The organism is Micromonospora sp. NPDC048909 (assembly GCF_040649635.1).
Lineage (GTDB): Bacteria > Actinomycetota > Actinomycetes > Mycobacteriales > Micromonosporaceae > Micromonospora.
The window spans coordinates 113,866-129,490 of sequence record NZ_JBEZFU010000009.1; the positions used below are offsets into that span (position 1 = coordinate 113,866).

Genomic DNA, 15,625 nt, shown 5'->3' on the forward strand with positions numbered 1-15,625 from the left:
TATTCTTGGCGACGACATGCAGAATCCAGCCGCACCGGCCGCGCCCGACTCGCTCCGTGAGCTGCACCGCCGCCTCTCCCCCCTGATGTTCCGCGATCAGCGCCGTCTCCAGCGACGGCTGGACGGCGTCCGGAAGCTGCGCGACCCGGAGCGGCGGGAGTCGGCGCTGACCGAGATCACCGCCGAGGTCGCCCGGGCCGAGCAGCGGCTGGCCGACCGGCGGGCCGCGGTACCGGTGATCACGTACCCGACCGGCCTGCCGGTGAGCGACCGCAAGGACGACATCGCCACCGCGATCCGGGACCACCAGGTGGTGATCGTGGCCGGCGAGACCGGCTCCGGCAAGACCACCCAGTTGCCGAAGATCTGCCTGGAGCTGGGGCGCGGGGTGCACGGGCTGATCGGGCACACCCAGCCCCGGCGGCTGGCCGCCCGCACCGTCGCCGACCGCATCGCCGAGGAGCTCGGCACCGAGCTGGGCGACGTGGTCGGCTACAAGGTCCGCTTCACCGACCAGGTCAGCGACCGCAGCCTGGTCAAGCTGATGACCGACGGCATCCTCCTGGCCGAGCTGCAGACCGACCGGATGCTCCGCCAGTACGACACCCTGATCATCGACGAGGCGCACGAGCGCAGCCTCAACGTCGACTTCATCCTCGGGTACCTGAAGCAACTGCTCGCCCGCCGCCCCGACCTCAAGGTGATCATCACCTCGGCGACCATCGAGACCGACCGTTTCGCGCGGCACTTCGCCGACGCCGAGGGCAGGCCCGCCCCGATCGTCGAGGTGTCCGGCCGGACCTACCCGGTCGAGGTGCGCTACCGGCCGCTGGTCGAGGTCAACGAGGGGGAGGAAGAGGAGGACGACGGCGAGGGCGAGAACGTCCGGGACCAGATCCAGGCGATCGGCGACGCGGTCGAGGAGCTGGCCGCGGAGGGCCACGGCGACATCCTGGTCTTCCTCAGCGGTGAACGGGAGATCCGGGACACCGCCGACGCGCTGGGCAAGCTGGTGCAGAAGAAGCGCGCGCTGTTCGGCACCGAGATCCTGCCGCTGTACGCCCGGCTCTCCGCCGCCGAGCAGCACCGGGTCTTCGCCGCGCACACCGGGCGCCGGGTGGTGCTCGCCACCAACGTCGCGGAGACCTCGCTGACCGTGCCCGGCATCAAGTACGTGGTCGACCCGGGCACGGCGCGGATCTCCCGCTACTCGAGCCGGCTCAAGGTGCAGCGGCTGCCGATCGAGCCGGTCTCCCAGGCGTCGGCGAACCAGCGCAAGGGGCGCTGCGGGCGGACCTCGGACGGCATCTGCATCCGCCTCTACGACGAGCAGGACTTCCTCTCCCGCCCCGAGTTCACCGATCCGGAGATCCTGCGGACCAACCTGGCCTCGGTCATCCTCCAGATGACCGCGATCGGGCTCGGCGACATCGCCGCCTTCCCGTTCATCGACCCGCCGGACCGGCGCAACGTCACCGACGGCGTCAACCTGCTGCACGAGCTGGGCGCGTTGGACCCCACCGAGACCGACCTGACGAAGCGCCTCACCCCGCTGGGGCGGCGGCTGGCACAGCTGCCGGTCGACCCCCGGCTGGCCAGGATGGTGGTGGAGGGCGAGCGCAACGGCTGCGCCACCGAGGTGATGGTGATCGCCGCCGCGCTCTCCATTCAGGATCCCCGGGAACGGCCGGCCGACAAGCAGGCCCAGGCCGACCAGTCGCACGCCCGGTTCACCGACCGGGAGTCGGACTTCGTCGCGCTGCTCAACCTCTGGCGCTACCTGCGGGAGCAGCAACGGGCTCTCTCGTCCAGCGCCTTCCGCCGGATGTGCAAGGCCGAGTACCTCAACTACCTGCGGGTCCGCGAGTGGCAGGACATCGTCAGCCAGCTGCGCCAGGTGCTGCGTACCCCCGAATCGGGCGGCGGGGGGCGCGGCGGACGACCGGCGCGCGACGCCGACGGCGGCCCGAACGCCGGGCAGCGGCGCGGGGTCGGCGCGGACCTGCCGGAGGAGATCGACACCCCGAAGGTCCACCAGTCGCTGCTGGCCGGGCTGCTGTCACACGTCGGGCTCAAGGATCCGCAGAAGAACGAGTACCTGGGCGCCCGGGGGGCGAAGTTCGGGCTCTTCCCCGGCTCGGCGCTGTTCCGCAAGCCGCCGCGCTGGGTGATGGCCGCGGAGCTGGTGGAGACGTCCCGGTTGTGGGGCCGCATCGCCGGCCGGGTCGAGCCGGAGTGGGTCGAGCCGCTCGCCCAGCACCTGGTCAAGCGCAGCTACAGCGAGCCGCACTGGGAGAAGAAGCAGGCGGCGGTGATGGCGTACGAGAAGGTGACCCTCTACGGCATTCCGCTGGTCACCTCCCGGAAGGTCAACTTCGGCCGGATCGACCCGGCGCTGAGCCGGGAGCTGTTCGTCCGGCACGCGCTGGTGGAGGGCGACTGGCAGACCCACCACCAGTTCTGGCAGGACAACCAGCGGTTGCTGACCGAGATCGAGGAGCTGGAGCACCGGGCCCGCCGGCGGGACATCCTCGTCGACGACGAGACGGTGTTCCGCTTCTACGACGAGCGGATCCCCGCCGACGTGGTCTCCGGCCGGCACTTCGACGCCTGGTGGAAGAAGACCCGCCGGGAGCGGCCCGAGCTGCTCACCTTCACCCGTGAGCTGCTGGTGAACGCCGGCCGGAGCGGGGTCGAGGAGGCCGACTACCCGGACGAGTGGCGCGCCGACGGGGTGGCCCTGCCGCTGACCTACCGGTTCGAGCCGGGCACCGCGACCGACGGCGTCACCGTGGACATCCCGCTGCCGCTGCTCAACCAGGTGCCGGCGGAGAGCTTCGACTGGCAGGTGCCCGGGCTGCGCGAGGAGCTGGTGATCGCGCTGATCCGCTCGCTGCCCAAGGCGCTGCGCCGCAACTTCGTCCCGGTGCCGGACTACGCCCGGGCCGCGCTCGCGGCGATGCCGGCCGGCGAGGAGCCGCTGCTGGACGCGCTCACCCGGCAGCTGCGCCGGATGACCGGGGTCACCGTGCCCCGGGAGGCCTGGGACGTGCCGAAGCTGCCACCGCACCTGCGGGTGACGTTCCGGGTGCTCGGCGAGGACGACCAGCCGGTCGCCGAGGGCAAGGACCTGCCGGCGTTGCAGCGCCAGCTCACCCGGGAGGTACGCCAGGTGGTGGCGGCCGCCGCGCCGGACGTGGCCCGCACCGGGCTGCGTGAGTGGGGCATCGGCACCCTGCCACGCAGCATCGAGCAGGTCCGCGCCGGCTACGCGGTGACCGCGTACCCGGCGCTGGTGGACGAGGGCAGCACGGTCGGCGTACGGGTCTTCGACTCGGCTGCCGAGGCGGAGGCGGCGCACTGGGCCGGCACCCGGCGACTGCTGCGGCTGACCGTGCCATCGCCGGCGAAGTTCCTGCAGGGGCGGCTGTCGAACGAGGCGAAGCTGGCGCTCAGCCGCAACCCGCACGGCAGCGTGCCGGCGCTGATCGAGGACGCGGCCGGCGCGGCGATCGACAAGCTGATCGCCGACGCGGGCGGCCCGGCCTGGGACGCCGACGGCTTCGCCGCGCTGCGCGAGCGGGTCCGGGCCGACCTGGTGGACACCGTGGTCGACGTGATGGAGCGGGCCCGCCGGGTGCTCGCGGCGGGGTACGCGGTCGAGCAGCGACTCGGCCGGACGCAGAACCTGTCGGTGGTGGCCGCGCTGGCCGACATCCGCGCCCAACTCTCCGGGCTGGTGCACGCCGGCTTCCTCACCGAGACCGGGTACGCCCGCCTGCCCGATCTGCTGCGCTACCTGACCGCGATCGAGCGGCGGCTGGAGCGGCTGCCGCAGAACCCGCAGCGGGACCGGCAGCAGCAGGACCGCGTCGCGACGGTGCGCAAGGAGTACGACGACATGCTCGCCGCCCTGTCCCCGGCCCGCCGACAGGAGGCCGCGGTGCGGGAGATCCGCTGGATGATCGAGGAGTTGCGGGTGAACGTCTTCGCGCAGGCGCTCGGCACCCCGTACCCGGTCTCGGAGCAGCGCATCTACCGGGCGATGGACGAGGCCGAGGGGCGCTGAGCCGGCGGGACCGGGGCGGATCCCGATCGGGTGGTGTGGCGCGGGGCAGATCGGGAAGACGCCTCGCCCTCGCGTGCCGACCGGGCGCGCCACCGCGCTGAGGAGCCCGATCCGTGCCCACTGCCCCTGTGGTCCCCGGAGCTGCCCCCGGCAGCGCCATCGCCGCCCGCCCCCGGCCGGCCCGCACCGCGACCGTCGCCCGCCTCGTCGGGCTGCTCGTCGCCGGGCTGGCGCTGCTGCTGATCGGCGTCCTGCACCTGCCCGGGAGCCCGGTCGATCCGGTCCGGGAGACGGTCAGCGACTACGCGCTGTCGCGCCACGGGTGGCTGTTCAACGTGGCGATCGTCGCGCTGGCGGTGGGGTCGGCGCTGCTGCTCGCCCCGGTCGCCCGGTCCGTCGGGCGGGTCGCCGGCGGCCGGGTTCGGCTCCTGTCGGCGGTGGGACCGGCCGGACTGGGCGCCTGGTGCCTGGGGCTCGTGGTCCTGGTCGCCTTCCCGCGCGATCCCGTCGGCGCGGCGGTGACGACGACCGGGGACATCCACCGCTGGGCCGCCGTCGCCGCCCTGTCGGGGCTGCCGGTCGGCGCGCTGCTGACCGCCGTACGGCATCCGGGGCGGCTCGCCCGCGCGGTGGGCCTGGGCGCGATCGCCTGCCTGGTCGCGATGGCCCCGTTCGTGGCCGCCTACCTGGTGGGCTCGCCGCTGCGCCCGTTCGTGGGTCTGATCGAACGCCTCGTCTGCCTCGGTGAGGTCTGCCTGCTGCTGCTCGTCGCGCAGCTGGGACGAGGCGACCGGTCGGGCGGCCGGCGCGACCCCCTACAGCGGCTCGACGCCGGGCGGAAGCTCGCCGGTCGAGGTGGCGTCGCGGACGTAGTCGAGCAGGATGCGGCGCAGCTCCCGGCCGGCGTGGGTGGGCACCACGTCCCGGCGCCGGGCGACGGCGATGGTCCGGGTCACCCCGGGTGGGGCCAGTCGGGTGATCCGCACCCCCGGGCGGCGGGCGACCACGATGCCCGGCACCAGCGCGATGCCCAGGCCGGCCTCGACGAAGCTGAGCACCGCGTCCATCTCTCCGCCGTCGACGGCGAAGGTCGGCTCGAAACCGGCCTCCCGGCAGGCCTGGATGGTGGCGTCGCGCAGGTCGTAGCCCTCGCGGAACATCACCATCGGCTGGTCCCGCAGGTCGGTGATGCGCAGCAGCTCGCCGGTGGTGGCGGCGGACACCCCGGCCACCGAGGCGACCACCAGGCTCTCCCGCAGGATCGGGTCGACACGCAGGCCGGGGTCGGCACCCTGGGCCGGCATGATGATCAGCGCCAGGTCAAGGTCACCGCGGAGCAGGTCACGGACCAGGTCCTGTGAGCCGCCCTCCTCCACCCGCAGGTCGACGGTGGGGTGCGCGTCGCGGAACCGGCGCAGCACCGGCGGGGCGAGCGAGGTGGCCAGGCTGGGGGTGGCGCCGAGGCGTACCCGGCCGCGGCGCAGCCCGACCAGCTCCTGCACCTCCCGGGTGGCGGTGTCGACGTCGGCGAGGATCCGCTTGGCCAACGGCAGCAGCACCTCGCCGGCGGAGGTGAGGGCGATGTTGCCTCTTACCCGTTCGAAGAGCGGGGCTCCCAGGTCGGTCTCCAGGGCGTGAATTTGCTTACTCAACGACGGCTGGGTTATGCCGACGATGTCGGCCGCCTGGGTGAAATGTCGTACTTCGGCCACCGCAACGAAGTACCTGAGCTGATGGAGCTGCATCTACATAGCCTACGGCTATCAAGACTGCGAGGTCGATGCATTGGACGACTGATCAAAGTGCTTTTAGCGTCGAACACGTGGTAGTCACGAGAACGCGGTCGCCCATCCGCTCCAACGTCGGCCTGAAGGCCGTCATGGCGGTGACGGGCATCATCCTGGTGCTGTTCCTCATCCTGCACATGCTCGGCAACCTGAAGGTGTTCACGGGGGAGACCTCGTTCGACCACTACGCGCACTGGCTGCGCGACATCGGCAAGCCGCTGCTGCCGGGCGTCTGGTTCCTGTGGATCCAGCGCGGCGTCCTGACCGTCGCCGTACTGGCGCACATCGGCGCCGCCACGATGCTGGCGCTGCGGGCCCGGGCCGCCCGACCGGTCCGGTACGCGCACCGCGCGAAGGTCCGGGGCAGCTACGCGGCCCGCACGATGCGCTGGGGTGGGGTGATCATCCTGCTCTTCGTCATCTACCACCTGCTGGACCTGACCACCGGTCACCTGAACCCGGTCGGCGACCCGACCAAGCCGTACGCCAACGTCGTCGCCGACTTCGCGCCGGAGCGCTGGTACGTGACGCTCTTCTACACCCTGGCGATCGTCGCGCTGGGCTTCCACCTTCGGCACGGGGCGTTCAGCGCGTTCCGCAGCCTGGGGCAGCAGACCCCGCAGGGTGAGCGCCGGGCCCGTACCGCCGCGTTGGTCTTCGCCGTCGCGCTCTGCGCCGGCTTCCTGGTGGTCCCGTTCGCCGTACTCACCGGATTGGTGGCCTGAACATGGATCTCTACACCGAGGGCGACCCGATCGCCGACGCCAAGGCTCCCGACGGCCCGATCGAACAGCGCTGGTCCACCCGGCGCTTCGAGGCCAAGCTGGTCAACCCGGCCAACCGCCGGAAGATGACGGTGATCGTGGTCGGCACCGGTCTGGCCGGCGGCTCGGCCGCGGCCACGCTGGCCGAGCAGGGCTACCACGTCAAGTCCTACTGCTACCAGGACAGCCCGCGCCGGGCGCACTCGATCGCGGCGCAGGGCGGCATCAACGCGGCGAAGAACTACCGCAACGACGGCGACTCGGTGCACCGGCTCTTCTACGACACCGTCAAGGGCGGCGACTTCCGCTCCCGGGAGTCGAACGTGCACCGGCTCGCCGAGGTCTCGGTCAACATCATCGACCAGTGCGTGGCGCAGGGCGTGCCGTTCGCCCGCGAGTACGGCGGCCTGCTCGACACCCGCTCCTTCGGTGGCGCCCAGGTGCAGCGCACCTTCTACGCCCGGGGTCAGACGGGCCAGCAGCTGCTGCTCGGCGCGTACCAGGCGCTGGAGCGGCAGATCGGCCTGGGCAACGTGGAGATGAACGCCCGGCACGAGATGCTCGAGCTGGTCGTGGTGGACGGCAAGGCCCGGGGCATCGTGGTCCGCGACCTGGTCACCGGCGAGATCAGCACCGAGATGGCCGATGCCGTGGTGCTCGCCTCCGGCGGCTACGGCAACGTCTTTTACCTCTCCACCAACGCCAAGGGCTGCAACGTCACCGCCACCTGGCGGGCCCACCGCAAGGGCGCGTACTTCGCCAACCCCTGCTACACCCAGATCCACCCGACCTGCATCCCGGTCTCCGGCGACCACCAGTCGAAGCTGACCCTGATGAGCGAGTCGCTGCGCAACGACGGCCGGGTCTGGGTGCCGAAGGCCAAGGGCGACGACCGCAGCCCCCGCGACATCCCCGAGGACGAGCGGGACTACTACCTGGAGCGGATCTACCCCTCCTTCGGCAACCTGGTCCCCCGCGACATCGCCTCCCGCGCCGCGAAGAACGTCTGCGACGAGGGCCGGGGCGTCGGGCCGACCAAGCTCGGCGTCTACCTCGACTTCGCCGACGCGATCAACCGGCTGGGCCGCAAGGCCATCGAGGCCAAGTACGGCAACCTCTTCGAGATGTACGAGCGGATCACCGGCGAGGACCCGTACGAGGTGCCGATGCGGATCTACCCCGCGGTGCACTACACGATGGGTGGGCTCTGGGTCGACTACGACCTCCAGTCGAGCATCCCGGGCCTGTTCGTGATCGGCGAGGCCAACTTCTCCGACCACGGCGCCAACCGCCTCGGCGCGTCCGCGCTGATGCAGGGCCTGGCCGACGGCTACTTCGTGCTGCCCACCACCATCGCCAACTACCTGGCCTCGGGCCCGTTGGAGAAGGTCGACGCCAGCCACCCGGCGGCGGTCGAGGCGCGCGCCGACGTCGAGGACCGGATCCAGCGGCTGCTCGCGGTCAACGGCGACCGGACGGTGGACTCGTTCCACCGCGAGCTGGGCCAGATCATGTGGGAGCACTGCGGCATGGAGCGCAGCGACGCCGGGCTGCGCAAGGCGATCGCCGAGATCCGGGCGCTGCGCGAGCAGTTCTGGCAGCGGGTCCGGGTGGTCGGCGACGGCGAGGGGCTCAACCAGTCGCTGGAGAAGGCCGGCCGGGTGGCCGACTTCTTCGAGCTGGCCGAGCTGATGTGCATCGACGCCCTGCACCGCGAGGAGTCCTGCGGCGGCCACTTCCGGGCCGAGCACCAGACCTCCGACGGCGAGGCCCAGCGCGACGACGACCGGTTCGCGTACGTGGCGGCCTGGGAGTTCACCGCCACGGGTGAGCCCTCGGTGCTGCACAAGGAAGACCTGAAGTTCGAATACGTCCACCCCACGCAGCGGAGCTACAAGTGAACCTGACCCTGCGCATCTGGCGCCAGACCGGCCCCGAGGACAAGGGTCGGATGGTGACCTACCAGGTCGACGACGTCTCCCCGGACATGTCGTTCCTGGAGATGCTCGACGTGCTCAACGAGCGGCTGATCCTCGCCGGCGAGGACCCGGTGGCGTTCGACCACGACTGCCGCGAGGGCATCTGCGGCATGTGCGGCATGATGATCAACGGCAACGCGCACGGGCCGCAGCGCGGCACCACCGCCTGCCAGCTGCACATGCGGCAGTTCTCCGACGGCGACACGATCGACATCGAGCCGTGGCGGGCCCGGGCCTTCCCGGTCATCAAGGACCTGGTGGTCAACCGGGGCGCCTTCGACAAGATCATCGCTGCGGGCGGCTACATCACCGCGCCGACCGGCAGCGCGCCCGAGGCGCACTCCACCCCGGTCGCCAAGGCCAACGCGGACGCCGCCTTCGAGTCGGCGGCCTGCATCGGCTGCGGCGCCTGCGTGGCGGCCTGCCCGAACGGCTCCGGCATGCTCTTCACCGCCGCCAAGCTCACCCAGCTCTCGCTGCTGCCGCAGGGCCAGCCCGAGCGGTACACCCGGGTGATCGGCATGGTCGACGCGCACGACGAGTCCGGCTTCGGTGGCTGCACCAACGCCGGTGAGTGCACCGTGGCCTGCCCGAAGGGCATCCCGCTGAACACCATCGGCCGGCTCAACCGGGACTTCCTCGCGGCCACCACCACGAAGCGGGGCGACAACACCCCCGGCTCCTGACGGCCCCGGCCGCACGACGGGCCGCCGCCTCCCGCCCGGGAGGCGGCGGCCCGTGCCCGTCTGCGGCCCGGCGCGAGTGCCTCCCCCACGCTGACCGGCCGTCCCTCGCCCTGTTCCAGCGCAGGCGGGGACGCCGGTCGGCGCCCTGCCCGGGCGAGGATCCCGGCCCACGCCAGTCGGCCTGCCCCACATCCGGGGCAGGTCGACAGCGTCTGCGGGTACTTCCGGTTCAAGTCCCTCAACCGGGGTAGCAGCCCCGAGGAGGACTTCCAGGGGAGGACGCGGGCATGAAGGCTTTGACGTGGCAGGGCAAACGGGACGTGCGGGTGGAGGAGGTGCCCGACCCTCGGATCGAGGAGCCGACCGACGCGGTCGTCCGCATCACCTCGACCGCCATCTGCGGCTCCGACCTGCACCTCTACGAGGTGCTCGGGCCGTACCTGAAGCCGGGCGACGTGCTCGGCCACGAGCCGATGGGCATCGTCGAGGAGGTCGGCTCCGGGGTGAGCCGGCTGAAGCCGGGCGACCGGGTGGTGGTGCCGTTCAACATCGCCTGCGGAAACTGCTGGATGTGCAGCCGACAGCTCTACGCCCAGTGCGAGACCACCCAGGTGCGCAGCGAGGGCAAGGGCGCGGCGCTCTTCGGCTACACGTCCCTCTACGGCTCCGTCCCCGGCGGGCAGGCCGAGTTCCTTCGGGTGCCGTACGCCGACTTCGGCCCGATCACCGTGCCGCAGAACGGCCCTGACGAGCGCTGGCTCTACCTCTCCGACATCCTGCCCACCGCCTGGCAGGCGGTGAAGTACGCGGACACCCCGCCCGGCGGCACCCTCGCCGTCTTCGGGCTCGGCCCGGTCGGGCAGCTCTGCGCCCGGGTCGGCCGGCACCTCGGCGCCGGCCGGGTGATCGGCCTGGACCTCGTCCCGGAGCGGCTCGAGCTGGCCCGCCGCTACGGCGTGGAGGTGCTCGACGTCCGGGAACTCGACGACGTGCCGGGCGCCCTGATCGACCTGGTGGACGGGCGCGGCCCGGACGCGGTGATCGACGCGGTCGGCATGGAGGCGCACGGCGCGCCCGCCGGCAAGCTCGCCCACACCGCCGCCGGACTGCTGCCGGACCGGCTGGCCCGGCCGGTGATCGACCGGGGCGGGGTGGACCGACTCAGCGTGCTGCACGCCGCGGTGAAGGCCGTCCGTCGGGGCGGCACCGTCTCGATCTCCGGGGTCTACGGCGGTGAGCAGAATCCGATGCCGCTGATGGAGATGTTCGACCGGGGCATCCAGCTGCGGATGGGCCAGTGCCACGTGCGGCGCTGGGTCGACGAGATCATGCCCCTGCTCAGCGGCGACGACGACCCGCTGGGCGTCGAGGACCTGCACACCCACCGGCTGCCGTTGCAGCGGGCGCCGGAGGCGTACGAGATGTTCCAGCAGAAGCGGGACGGGTGCGTCAAGGTCGTACTCGCGCCATGAGCCGGGTGGTGGTGGTCGTCGGCGCCACCAGCGGCATCGGGCGGGCGGCGGCCCGGGTGTTCGCCGGGCGCGGCGACCGCCTGGTCCTCGCCGCCCGCGCCCCGCAGACCCTCGCCGAGGTACGAGCGGAGTGCGCCGCCGCCGAGGTGCTCACCGTGCCGACCGACGTCACCACTTCCGGCGCGCTGGAGGCGCTCGCCGAGGCGGCCGTCGACCGCTTCGGCCGGATCGACGTCTGGGTGCACGCCGCCGCGGTCACCGCGTACGGGCGCTTCGACGAGCTGCCCGGACGGCTCTTCGAGCAGGTGGTCCGGACCGACCTGCTGGCCGCCGCCGAGGCCGCAAGGGTCGCGTTGCGGCACTTCCGGGCCACCGGGGCGGGCACCCTGATCCTCACCGGGTCGGTGCTCGGGCACATCACCGCGCCCTACCTGAGCGCCTACGTGGCGGCGAAGTGGGGCCTGGCCGGGCTGACCCGGGTGCTCCAGCAGGAGCTGCGGGACTCCCCGGACATCCATGTCTGCCTGGTCAACCCGGGCAGCGTGGACACCCCGGTGTACCAGCGGGCGGCGAACCACCTGGGCCACGTCGGCCGGCCACCGCCACCGATCACCACCCCGCAGCGGGTGGCCCGGGCCATCGTCAACTGCGCCGACCGGCCCCGGCGGGAGGTGTCGGTGGGCCGGCTCAACCCGCTGATGCGGGTCGGCTTCACCGTGCTGCCGGGGCTCTACGACGCCCTGGTCGGGCCGTTGATGCGCCGGCTCGGGCTGAGCGACCGGCCGGTGGCCCCGCACGACGGGGTGCTCTTCGACCCCGACCCGGCCAGCGAGTCGCTGAGCGGAGGCTGGCTGCCCGACCCCGCCCACCTGCTGCGGGTCGCCGTCGGGCTGCCCGGAACGCTCGGTTCCCGGTTGCGGCGACGCCTGGGATGAGGCGTCCACGGGATCACCGGGATCTATCGGTTCGCCTAGGGTGGTGGGCCGGAGACAACTCCGGCGCACCACGACGGGAGAGACGATTGACTATCCGGGTGAACCGCAGGACCGCGCTCGGTTTCGGCACGGTGGCCACCGCCGGCACCGTACTGGGCACCACCTCGCCGGCGTCCGCCGCGGTGGAAACCGACGCCGCCCCGGCCGCCACCGCCCAGCTGGTGGCCGCCCGGGTGGCCCGGGCCTACGAGCGGGCGACGACGCAGGCCGGCGGCAACTGGCAGGCGTACGTCAGCGTGACCGACGCCGCCGGCGCGCCGGTGGTGGCCGTGGCGGACTCCCCCGACCAGCGCCTCGAGGCGTACAGCGTCAACAAGATCGCCGTGGCCGTCGCGGTGCTCGACAAGGTCGACCGGGGTCTGCTCGCCCTCGACCAGCGGCTCGAGGTGACCGAGTCGATCGTGGTGCCCGGCGGGGACGGCATCTTCAGCCTCGACGGCGCCTACCCCAGCTCGATCACCCTCGGGCACGCGCTGGCCGCCCTGCTCACCGTCTCCGACGACACCGCCGTCCGGCTCTGCGGCCTGGTCTGCCCGGCTCTCGAGCTGAACGCCATCCTGGTGGCGAAGGGCTTCCCGAACACCCAGGTCCAGCCGGTCGCCAACCCGAACCGGTTCTTCCTCGGCACCAGCACCCCCCGGGAGACCCACGACCTGCTGCGGGCGCTGGTCGCCGGCGCCCTGCTCTCCCCGACCGCCACGACGTTCCTGCTCAACCTGTTGCGATCCCCCATCGCCTACACCGACGGGATCCGACGGGTCATGTCGTCGGCCGAGCGCGCCCGGGTCGCCACCAAGGCGGGCTGGTTCGACAGCGCGCGGCACGAGGCCGGGGTGATCTTCGACCCGGCGGGCGCCCCGCTGCTCACCTACGCGCTCTTCGCCGACGGGCAGGCCGACCCGGACGACTTCGGCGCCACCCACCCGGCCGTGCAGGCCCGGGCCCGGCTCGGCCGGTTCTTCCTGAGCGCGACCGCCCGGCTCGCCGGCGCCGGCCCGCGCCTGCGGTTGACCAGGCAGCGACCGAGCAACGGCGGCTGAGCAGCCGCGTCCCGCGGCCGGGCGCCGCCGCGCACCGGGTTCCCTGGAGCGCGGCGGCGCTCGGTGGCTACGGTGTACTGCGGGAGACGGCTGGAAGGGACAACCATGGGCGCACCAGCGGAACGACCGCAGTTCGAGCGGGCTCTCGGCCGGCGGCTGGGAGGGCTCGTCGGCGTGGCCGCGCTGGCCGGGTTGGCCTGGGTGGCCCGGGACGTGCCGCTGGCGTTGGGTGGCCGGCTGGCCGGGGCCCGGGCCGAGCGGGCGGCCCGGTCGCCACGATTCCGGAACGGCGCCTTCCACAACCCGGCCAGCACCCGGACGATGGTCCCCGAGCCGGGCCGCAACCTGCTCTGGGAGCTGGTCTTCGGCAAGCAGAAGCGCCGCCCGGGCGCGGCCGTGCCGCTGCTGCGGCCGGCGGACGTGCCCGGCGAGGCCGACAAGAGCCGGGAACTGAACATCATCTGGTACGGCCACGCCTCCGCGCTGATCGAGATCGAGGGCCGCCGGGTGCTGCTCGACCCGGTGTGGAGCGAGCGCTGCTCACCGTCCGCGCTGGTCGGCCCCCGCCGGCTGCACGAGCCGCCGGTCCGCCTCGACGAACTGCCCGCCCTGGACGCGATCCTGATCTCCCACGACCACTACGACCACCTCGACCTGCCCACCGTGCGGGAGCTGTTGGCCAGGCAGTCCGCCCCGTTCGTGGTGCCGCTGGGCGTCGGCGCGCACCTCGACCGGTGGGGGGTGCCGGCCGAGCGGATCATCGAGCTGGACTGGTCGGAGAGCCACCGGGTGGGCGGCCTGGAGATCACCGCGACTGCGGCGCAGCACTTCTCCGGCCGGGGGCTGCGCCGCGACGGCACGCTCTGGAGTTCGTGGGTGGTCGCCGGGGCGCACCGGAAGGTCTTCTACACCGGAGACTCCGGCTACTTCGCCGGCTACGCCGCCATCGGGGCCGAGCACGGCCCGTTCGACGCGACGCTGGTGCAGATCGGCGCGTACGACCGGGCCTGGCCGAGCATCCACATGTACCCGGAGGAGGCGGTCACCGCCCACCTCGACCTGCGCGGCGGGTTGCTGATCCCGGTGCACTGGGCGACGTTCAACCTCGCCCTGCACGACTGGTCGGAGCCGGTGGACCGGCTCTGGGCCGAGACGAAGGCGCGCGACGTCCGGCTGGCCGTGCCGCGGCCCGGCGAGCGGGTGGTGGTGGACGACCCGCCGGCGGTCGACGGCTGGTGGCAGTCGGTCGCCTGACCCGGGCGGCAGCGGCGCTCAGAGCACGAACGCGTCGGTCCAGAGCGCGCCGCCGCGGCCGGAGAGCGCGTCCAGCAGCGCCACCGCCTGGTTGTCGGTGAGCTGCGCGACGAAGTCGATGATCGCCCGACCACGGGCCCGGCCGATCCGGTCCGGGGTGCGCGGATGCAACTCCGCCTCGGCCAGCTCGACCAGGTCGTGCAGCCGCCGCGGCAGCCGCGACTCCTCCTCCGGGTCGAGCAGCCACTCCCAGAGCGCCTCCACCAGGGTGCCCAGCAGCCGGGCCTGCCCACGCTGGTGCAGGGCCAGGTCCGGGCGGGCCAGCACGAACCGGTGGTGGACGAACTTGAGCACCTGCACCTCGTGCCACTGCGCCGGAGCGAGCAGCACATGGCCGGAGCGCACCGACGGCTGGTCGTTGACCGTGATCGCCTCGACGAACCGGGTCGACCAGCGCGCGGAGAAGCGGGCCACGTACTGCTCGGCCTCGATCGAACCGTCGAACGGCATGGCGAGCAGGCCGTCCACCAGCTCCTCCCGGACATGCTCGACGGCGGCGCCGAACGCCTCGTCGTCGGCCACCCAGGCGTCCTTGCGGTGCAGTTGCCGGCGCAGCCGTTCGATCGCCGCGCCGGGCCGGCGGGCCGAGGTGCCCAACGCGGCGTCGGTGATCGCCCGGAAGTGCCCGCCCTCCCGCTGCCAGGCCATCAGCTCGGCGGCCACCGCCCCCTGCTGGAGCACCCCGACCCGATAGAAGTCCTCCACGTCGTGGATGGCGTACGCGATGTCGTCGGCGGTGTCCATCACGGAGGCCTCGACGGTCTGCTGCCAGTCCGCGATCCGGCCGACGAACGGCTCGCGGGCCTGGCGCAGGTCGTCGACCTCGGTCCGGTACGCGCCGAACTTCGACGAGCCGCTCTCCGGGTCGTCCGGCGGCGGGGTGGCCCCGCGCGGTGGCGGGTCCAGCAGCCGGGGATGCGGATCCGGGTGGTCGAGGCGGGTCCACGGGTACTTCAGCATCGCGGCACGCACCGCCGCGGTGAGGTCCAGCCCGGTGGTGGCCGCGCCGCGGATCTCGGTGCTGGTGACGATCCGGTACGACTGGGCGTTGCCCTCGAAGCCGTCGGTGAGGCCGAGCCGCTGCCGGGCCAGCCGGTCCAGCACCCGTTCGCCGAGGTGCCCGAAGGGCGGGTGCCCGAGGTCGTGGGCGAGCGCCGCCGCCTCCACCACGTCCGGGTCGCAGCCGCCGAGCTTCTCCAGCAGGTCACGCTGGCGCTCGTCGGCGGTGAGCCGTTCGGCGATCGCGCGGGCGACCTGGGCTACCTTCAGGCTGTGGGTGAGCCGGTTGTGCACCAGCAGGCCGGATCCGACCGGGCTGATCACCTGGGTGACCCCGCCGAGCCGGGCGAAGAACGGCGAGCCGACGATCCGGTCCCGGTCGGCCCGGAACGGGCTGGCGGCGAGGTCACCGAGGGCCCGGGCGCTGCCGCCGAAGAGCCGCCGAGCGCGCGGCTCCACAGGTGGTTCCATGATCGCCACGCTAGCGCGGCAGAATGCTGGGCGGAAACCACTCCCGAAG

General features: G+C 72.8%; 10 protein-coding genes and 1 pseudogene. 9 read left to right on the top strand and 2 right to left on the bottom strand.

What is annotated here, in order from left to right; translation table 11 throughout:
* The first annotated feature begins 16 nt into the window (after positions 1-16).
* Positions 17-4,069 carry an ATP-dependent RNA helicase HrpA gene (gene hrpA, locus AB0C04_RS23440; protein WP_357058023.1) on the top strand — a complete coding sequence of 1,351 codons (4,053 nt, stop codon included), beginning with the start codon at positions 17-19 and terminating at the stop codon, positions 4,067-4,069.
* Positions 4,070-4,197: 128 nt separating this feature from the next.
* Positions 4,198-4,830 (top strand): annotated as a pseudogene (locus AB0C04_RS23445) (DUF998 domain-containing protein); the annotation flags it as partial.
* Positions 4,831-4,884: 54 nt separating this feature from the next.
* On the opposite strand, the gene AB0C04_RS23450 reads toward AB0C04_RS23445, so the two are convergent.
* Complete coding sequence (locus AB0C04_RS23450; RefSeq protein WP_357058025.1) at positions 4,885-5,814, bottom strand: LysR family transcriptional regulator; 930 nt, start codon at positions 5,812-5,814, stop codon at positions 4,885-4,887.
* 35 nt (positions 5,815-5,849) lie between these two features.
* Between AB0C04_RS23450 and AB0C04_RS23455 the strand changes: the two genes are divergently transcribed.
* The 7 genes from AB0C04_RS23455 to AB0C04_RS23485 all read left to right on the top strand — a co-directional run bounded on the left by AB0C04_RS23455 (position 5,850) and on the right by AB0C04_RS23485 (position 14,046).
* Positions 5,850-6,581 carry a succinate dehydrogenase cytochrome b subunit gene (locus AB0C04_RS23455; protein ID WP_357058028.1) on the top strand — a complete coding sequence of 244 codons (732 nt, stop codon included), beginning with the start codon at positions 5,850-5,852 and terminating at the stop codon, positions 6,579-6,581.
* Positions 6,582-6,583: 2 nt separating this feature from the next.
* Complete coding sequence (locus AB0C04_RS23460; protein WP_357058030.1) at positions 6,584-8,521, top strand: fumarate reductase/succinate dehydrogenase flavoprotein subunit; 1,938 nt, start codon at positions 6,584-6,586, stop codon at positions 8,519-8,521.
* Positions 8,518-9,285: a succinate dehydrogenase/fumarate reductase iron-sulfur subunit gene (locus AB0C04_RS23465; protein ID WP_350873101.1), complete on the top strand. Its 768-nt coding sequence runs from the start codon at positions 8,518-8,520 to the stop codon at positions 9,283-9,285. The genes AB0C04_RS23460 and AB0C04_RS23465 overlap by 4 nt, the downstream gene beginning before the upstream one ends.
* A 287-nt stretch (positions 9,286-9,572) precedes the next feature.
* Positions 9,573-10,757, top strand: coding sequence for a zinc-dependent alcohol dehydrogenase (locus AB0C04_RS23470; RefSeq protein WP_357058033.1), 1,185 nt, complete (start codon positions 9,573-9,575; stop codon positions 10,755-10,757).
* Positions 10,754-11,692: an SDR family NAD(P)-dependent oxidoreductase gene (locus tag AB0C04_RS23475; RefSeq protein ID WP_357058035.1), complete on the top strand. Its 939-nt coding sequence runs from the start codon at positions 10,754-10,756 to the stop codon at positions 11,690-11,692. Before AB0C04_RS23470 ends, AB0C04_RS23475 begins: the two co-directional genes overlap by 4 nt.
* 98 nt (positions 11,693-11,790) lie before the next feature.
* A complete protein-coding gene (locus tag AB0C04_RS23480; protein ID WP_357058037.1) occupies positions 11,791-12,792 on the top strand; it encodes a serine hydrolase in 1,002 nt (333 codons plus the stop codon).
* 105 nt (positions 12,793-12,897) lie between these two features.
* Positions 12,898-14,046 (top strand): MBL fold metallo-hydrolase, encoded by a 1,149-nt coding sequence (locus tag AB0C04_RS23485; protein WP_357058039.1) that lies wholly within the window; start codon positions 12,898-12,900, stop codon positions 14,044-14,046.
* An 18-nt stretch (positions 14,047-14,064) separates the two neighbouring features.
* Here the strand turns inward: AB0C04_RS23485 and dgt are convergent, their stop codons facing one another.
* Positions 14,065-15,576 carry a dGTP triphosphohydrolase gene (gene dgt, locus AB0C04_RS23490; protein ID WP_357058041.1) on the bottom strand — a complete coding sequence of 504 codons (1,512 nt, stop codon included), beginning with the start codon at positions 15,574-15,576 and terminating at the stop codon, positions 14,065-14,067.
* Between the last annotated feature and the right edge of the window lie 49 nt (positions 15,577-15,625).

Bases quoted from the DNA above. Each gene is read 5' to 3' on its own strand.
- hrpA (WP_357058023.1), top strand. From the start codon at position 17: ATGCAGAATCCAGCCGCACCGGCCGCGCCCGACTCGCTCCGTGAGCTG.
- AB0C04_RS23450 (WP_357058025.1), bottom strand. From the start codon at position 5,814: ATGCAGCTCCATCAGCTCAGGTACTTCGTTGCGGTGGCCGAAGTACGA.
- AB0C04_RS23455 (WP_357058028.1), top strand. From the start codon at position 5,850: ATGCATTGGACGACTGATCAAAGTGCTTTTAGCGTCGAACACGTGGTA.
- AB0C04_RS23460 (WP_357058030.1), top strand. From the start codon at position 6,584: ATGGATCTCTACACCGAGGGCGACCCGATCGCCGACGCCAAGGCTCCC.
- AB0C04_RS23470 (WP_357058033.1), top strand. From the start codon at position 9,573: ATGAAGGCTTTGACGTGGCAGGGCAAACGGGACGTGCGGGTGGAGGAG.
- AB0C04_RS23475 (WP_357058035.1), top strand. From the start codon at position 10,754: ATGAGCCGGGTGGTGGTGGTCGTCGGCGCCACCAGCGGCATCGGGCGG.
- AB0C04_RS23485 (WP_357058039.1), top strand. From the start codon at position 12,898: ATGGGCGCACCAGCGGAACGACCGCAGTTCGAGCGGGCTCTCGGCCGG.
- dgt (WP_357058041.1), bottom strand. From the start codon at position 15,576: ATGGAACCACCTGTGGAGCCGCGCGCTCGGCGGCTCTTCGGCGGCAGC.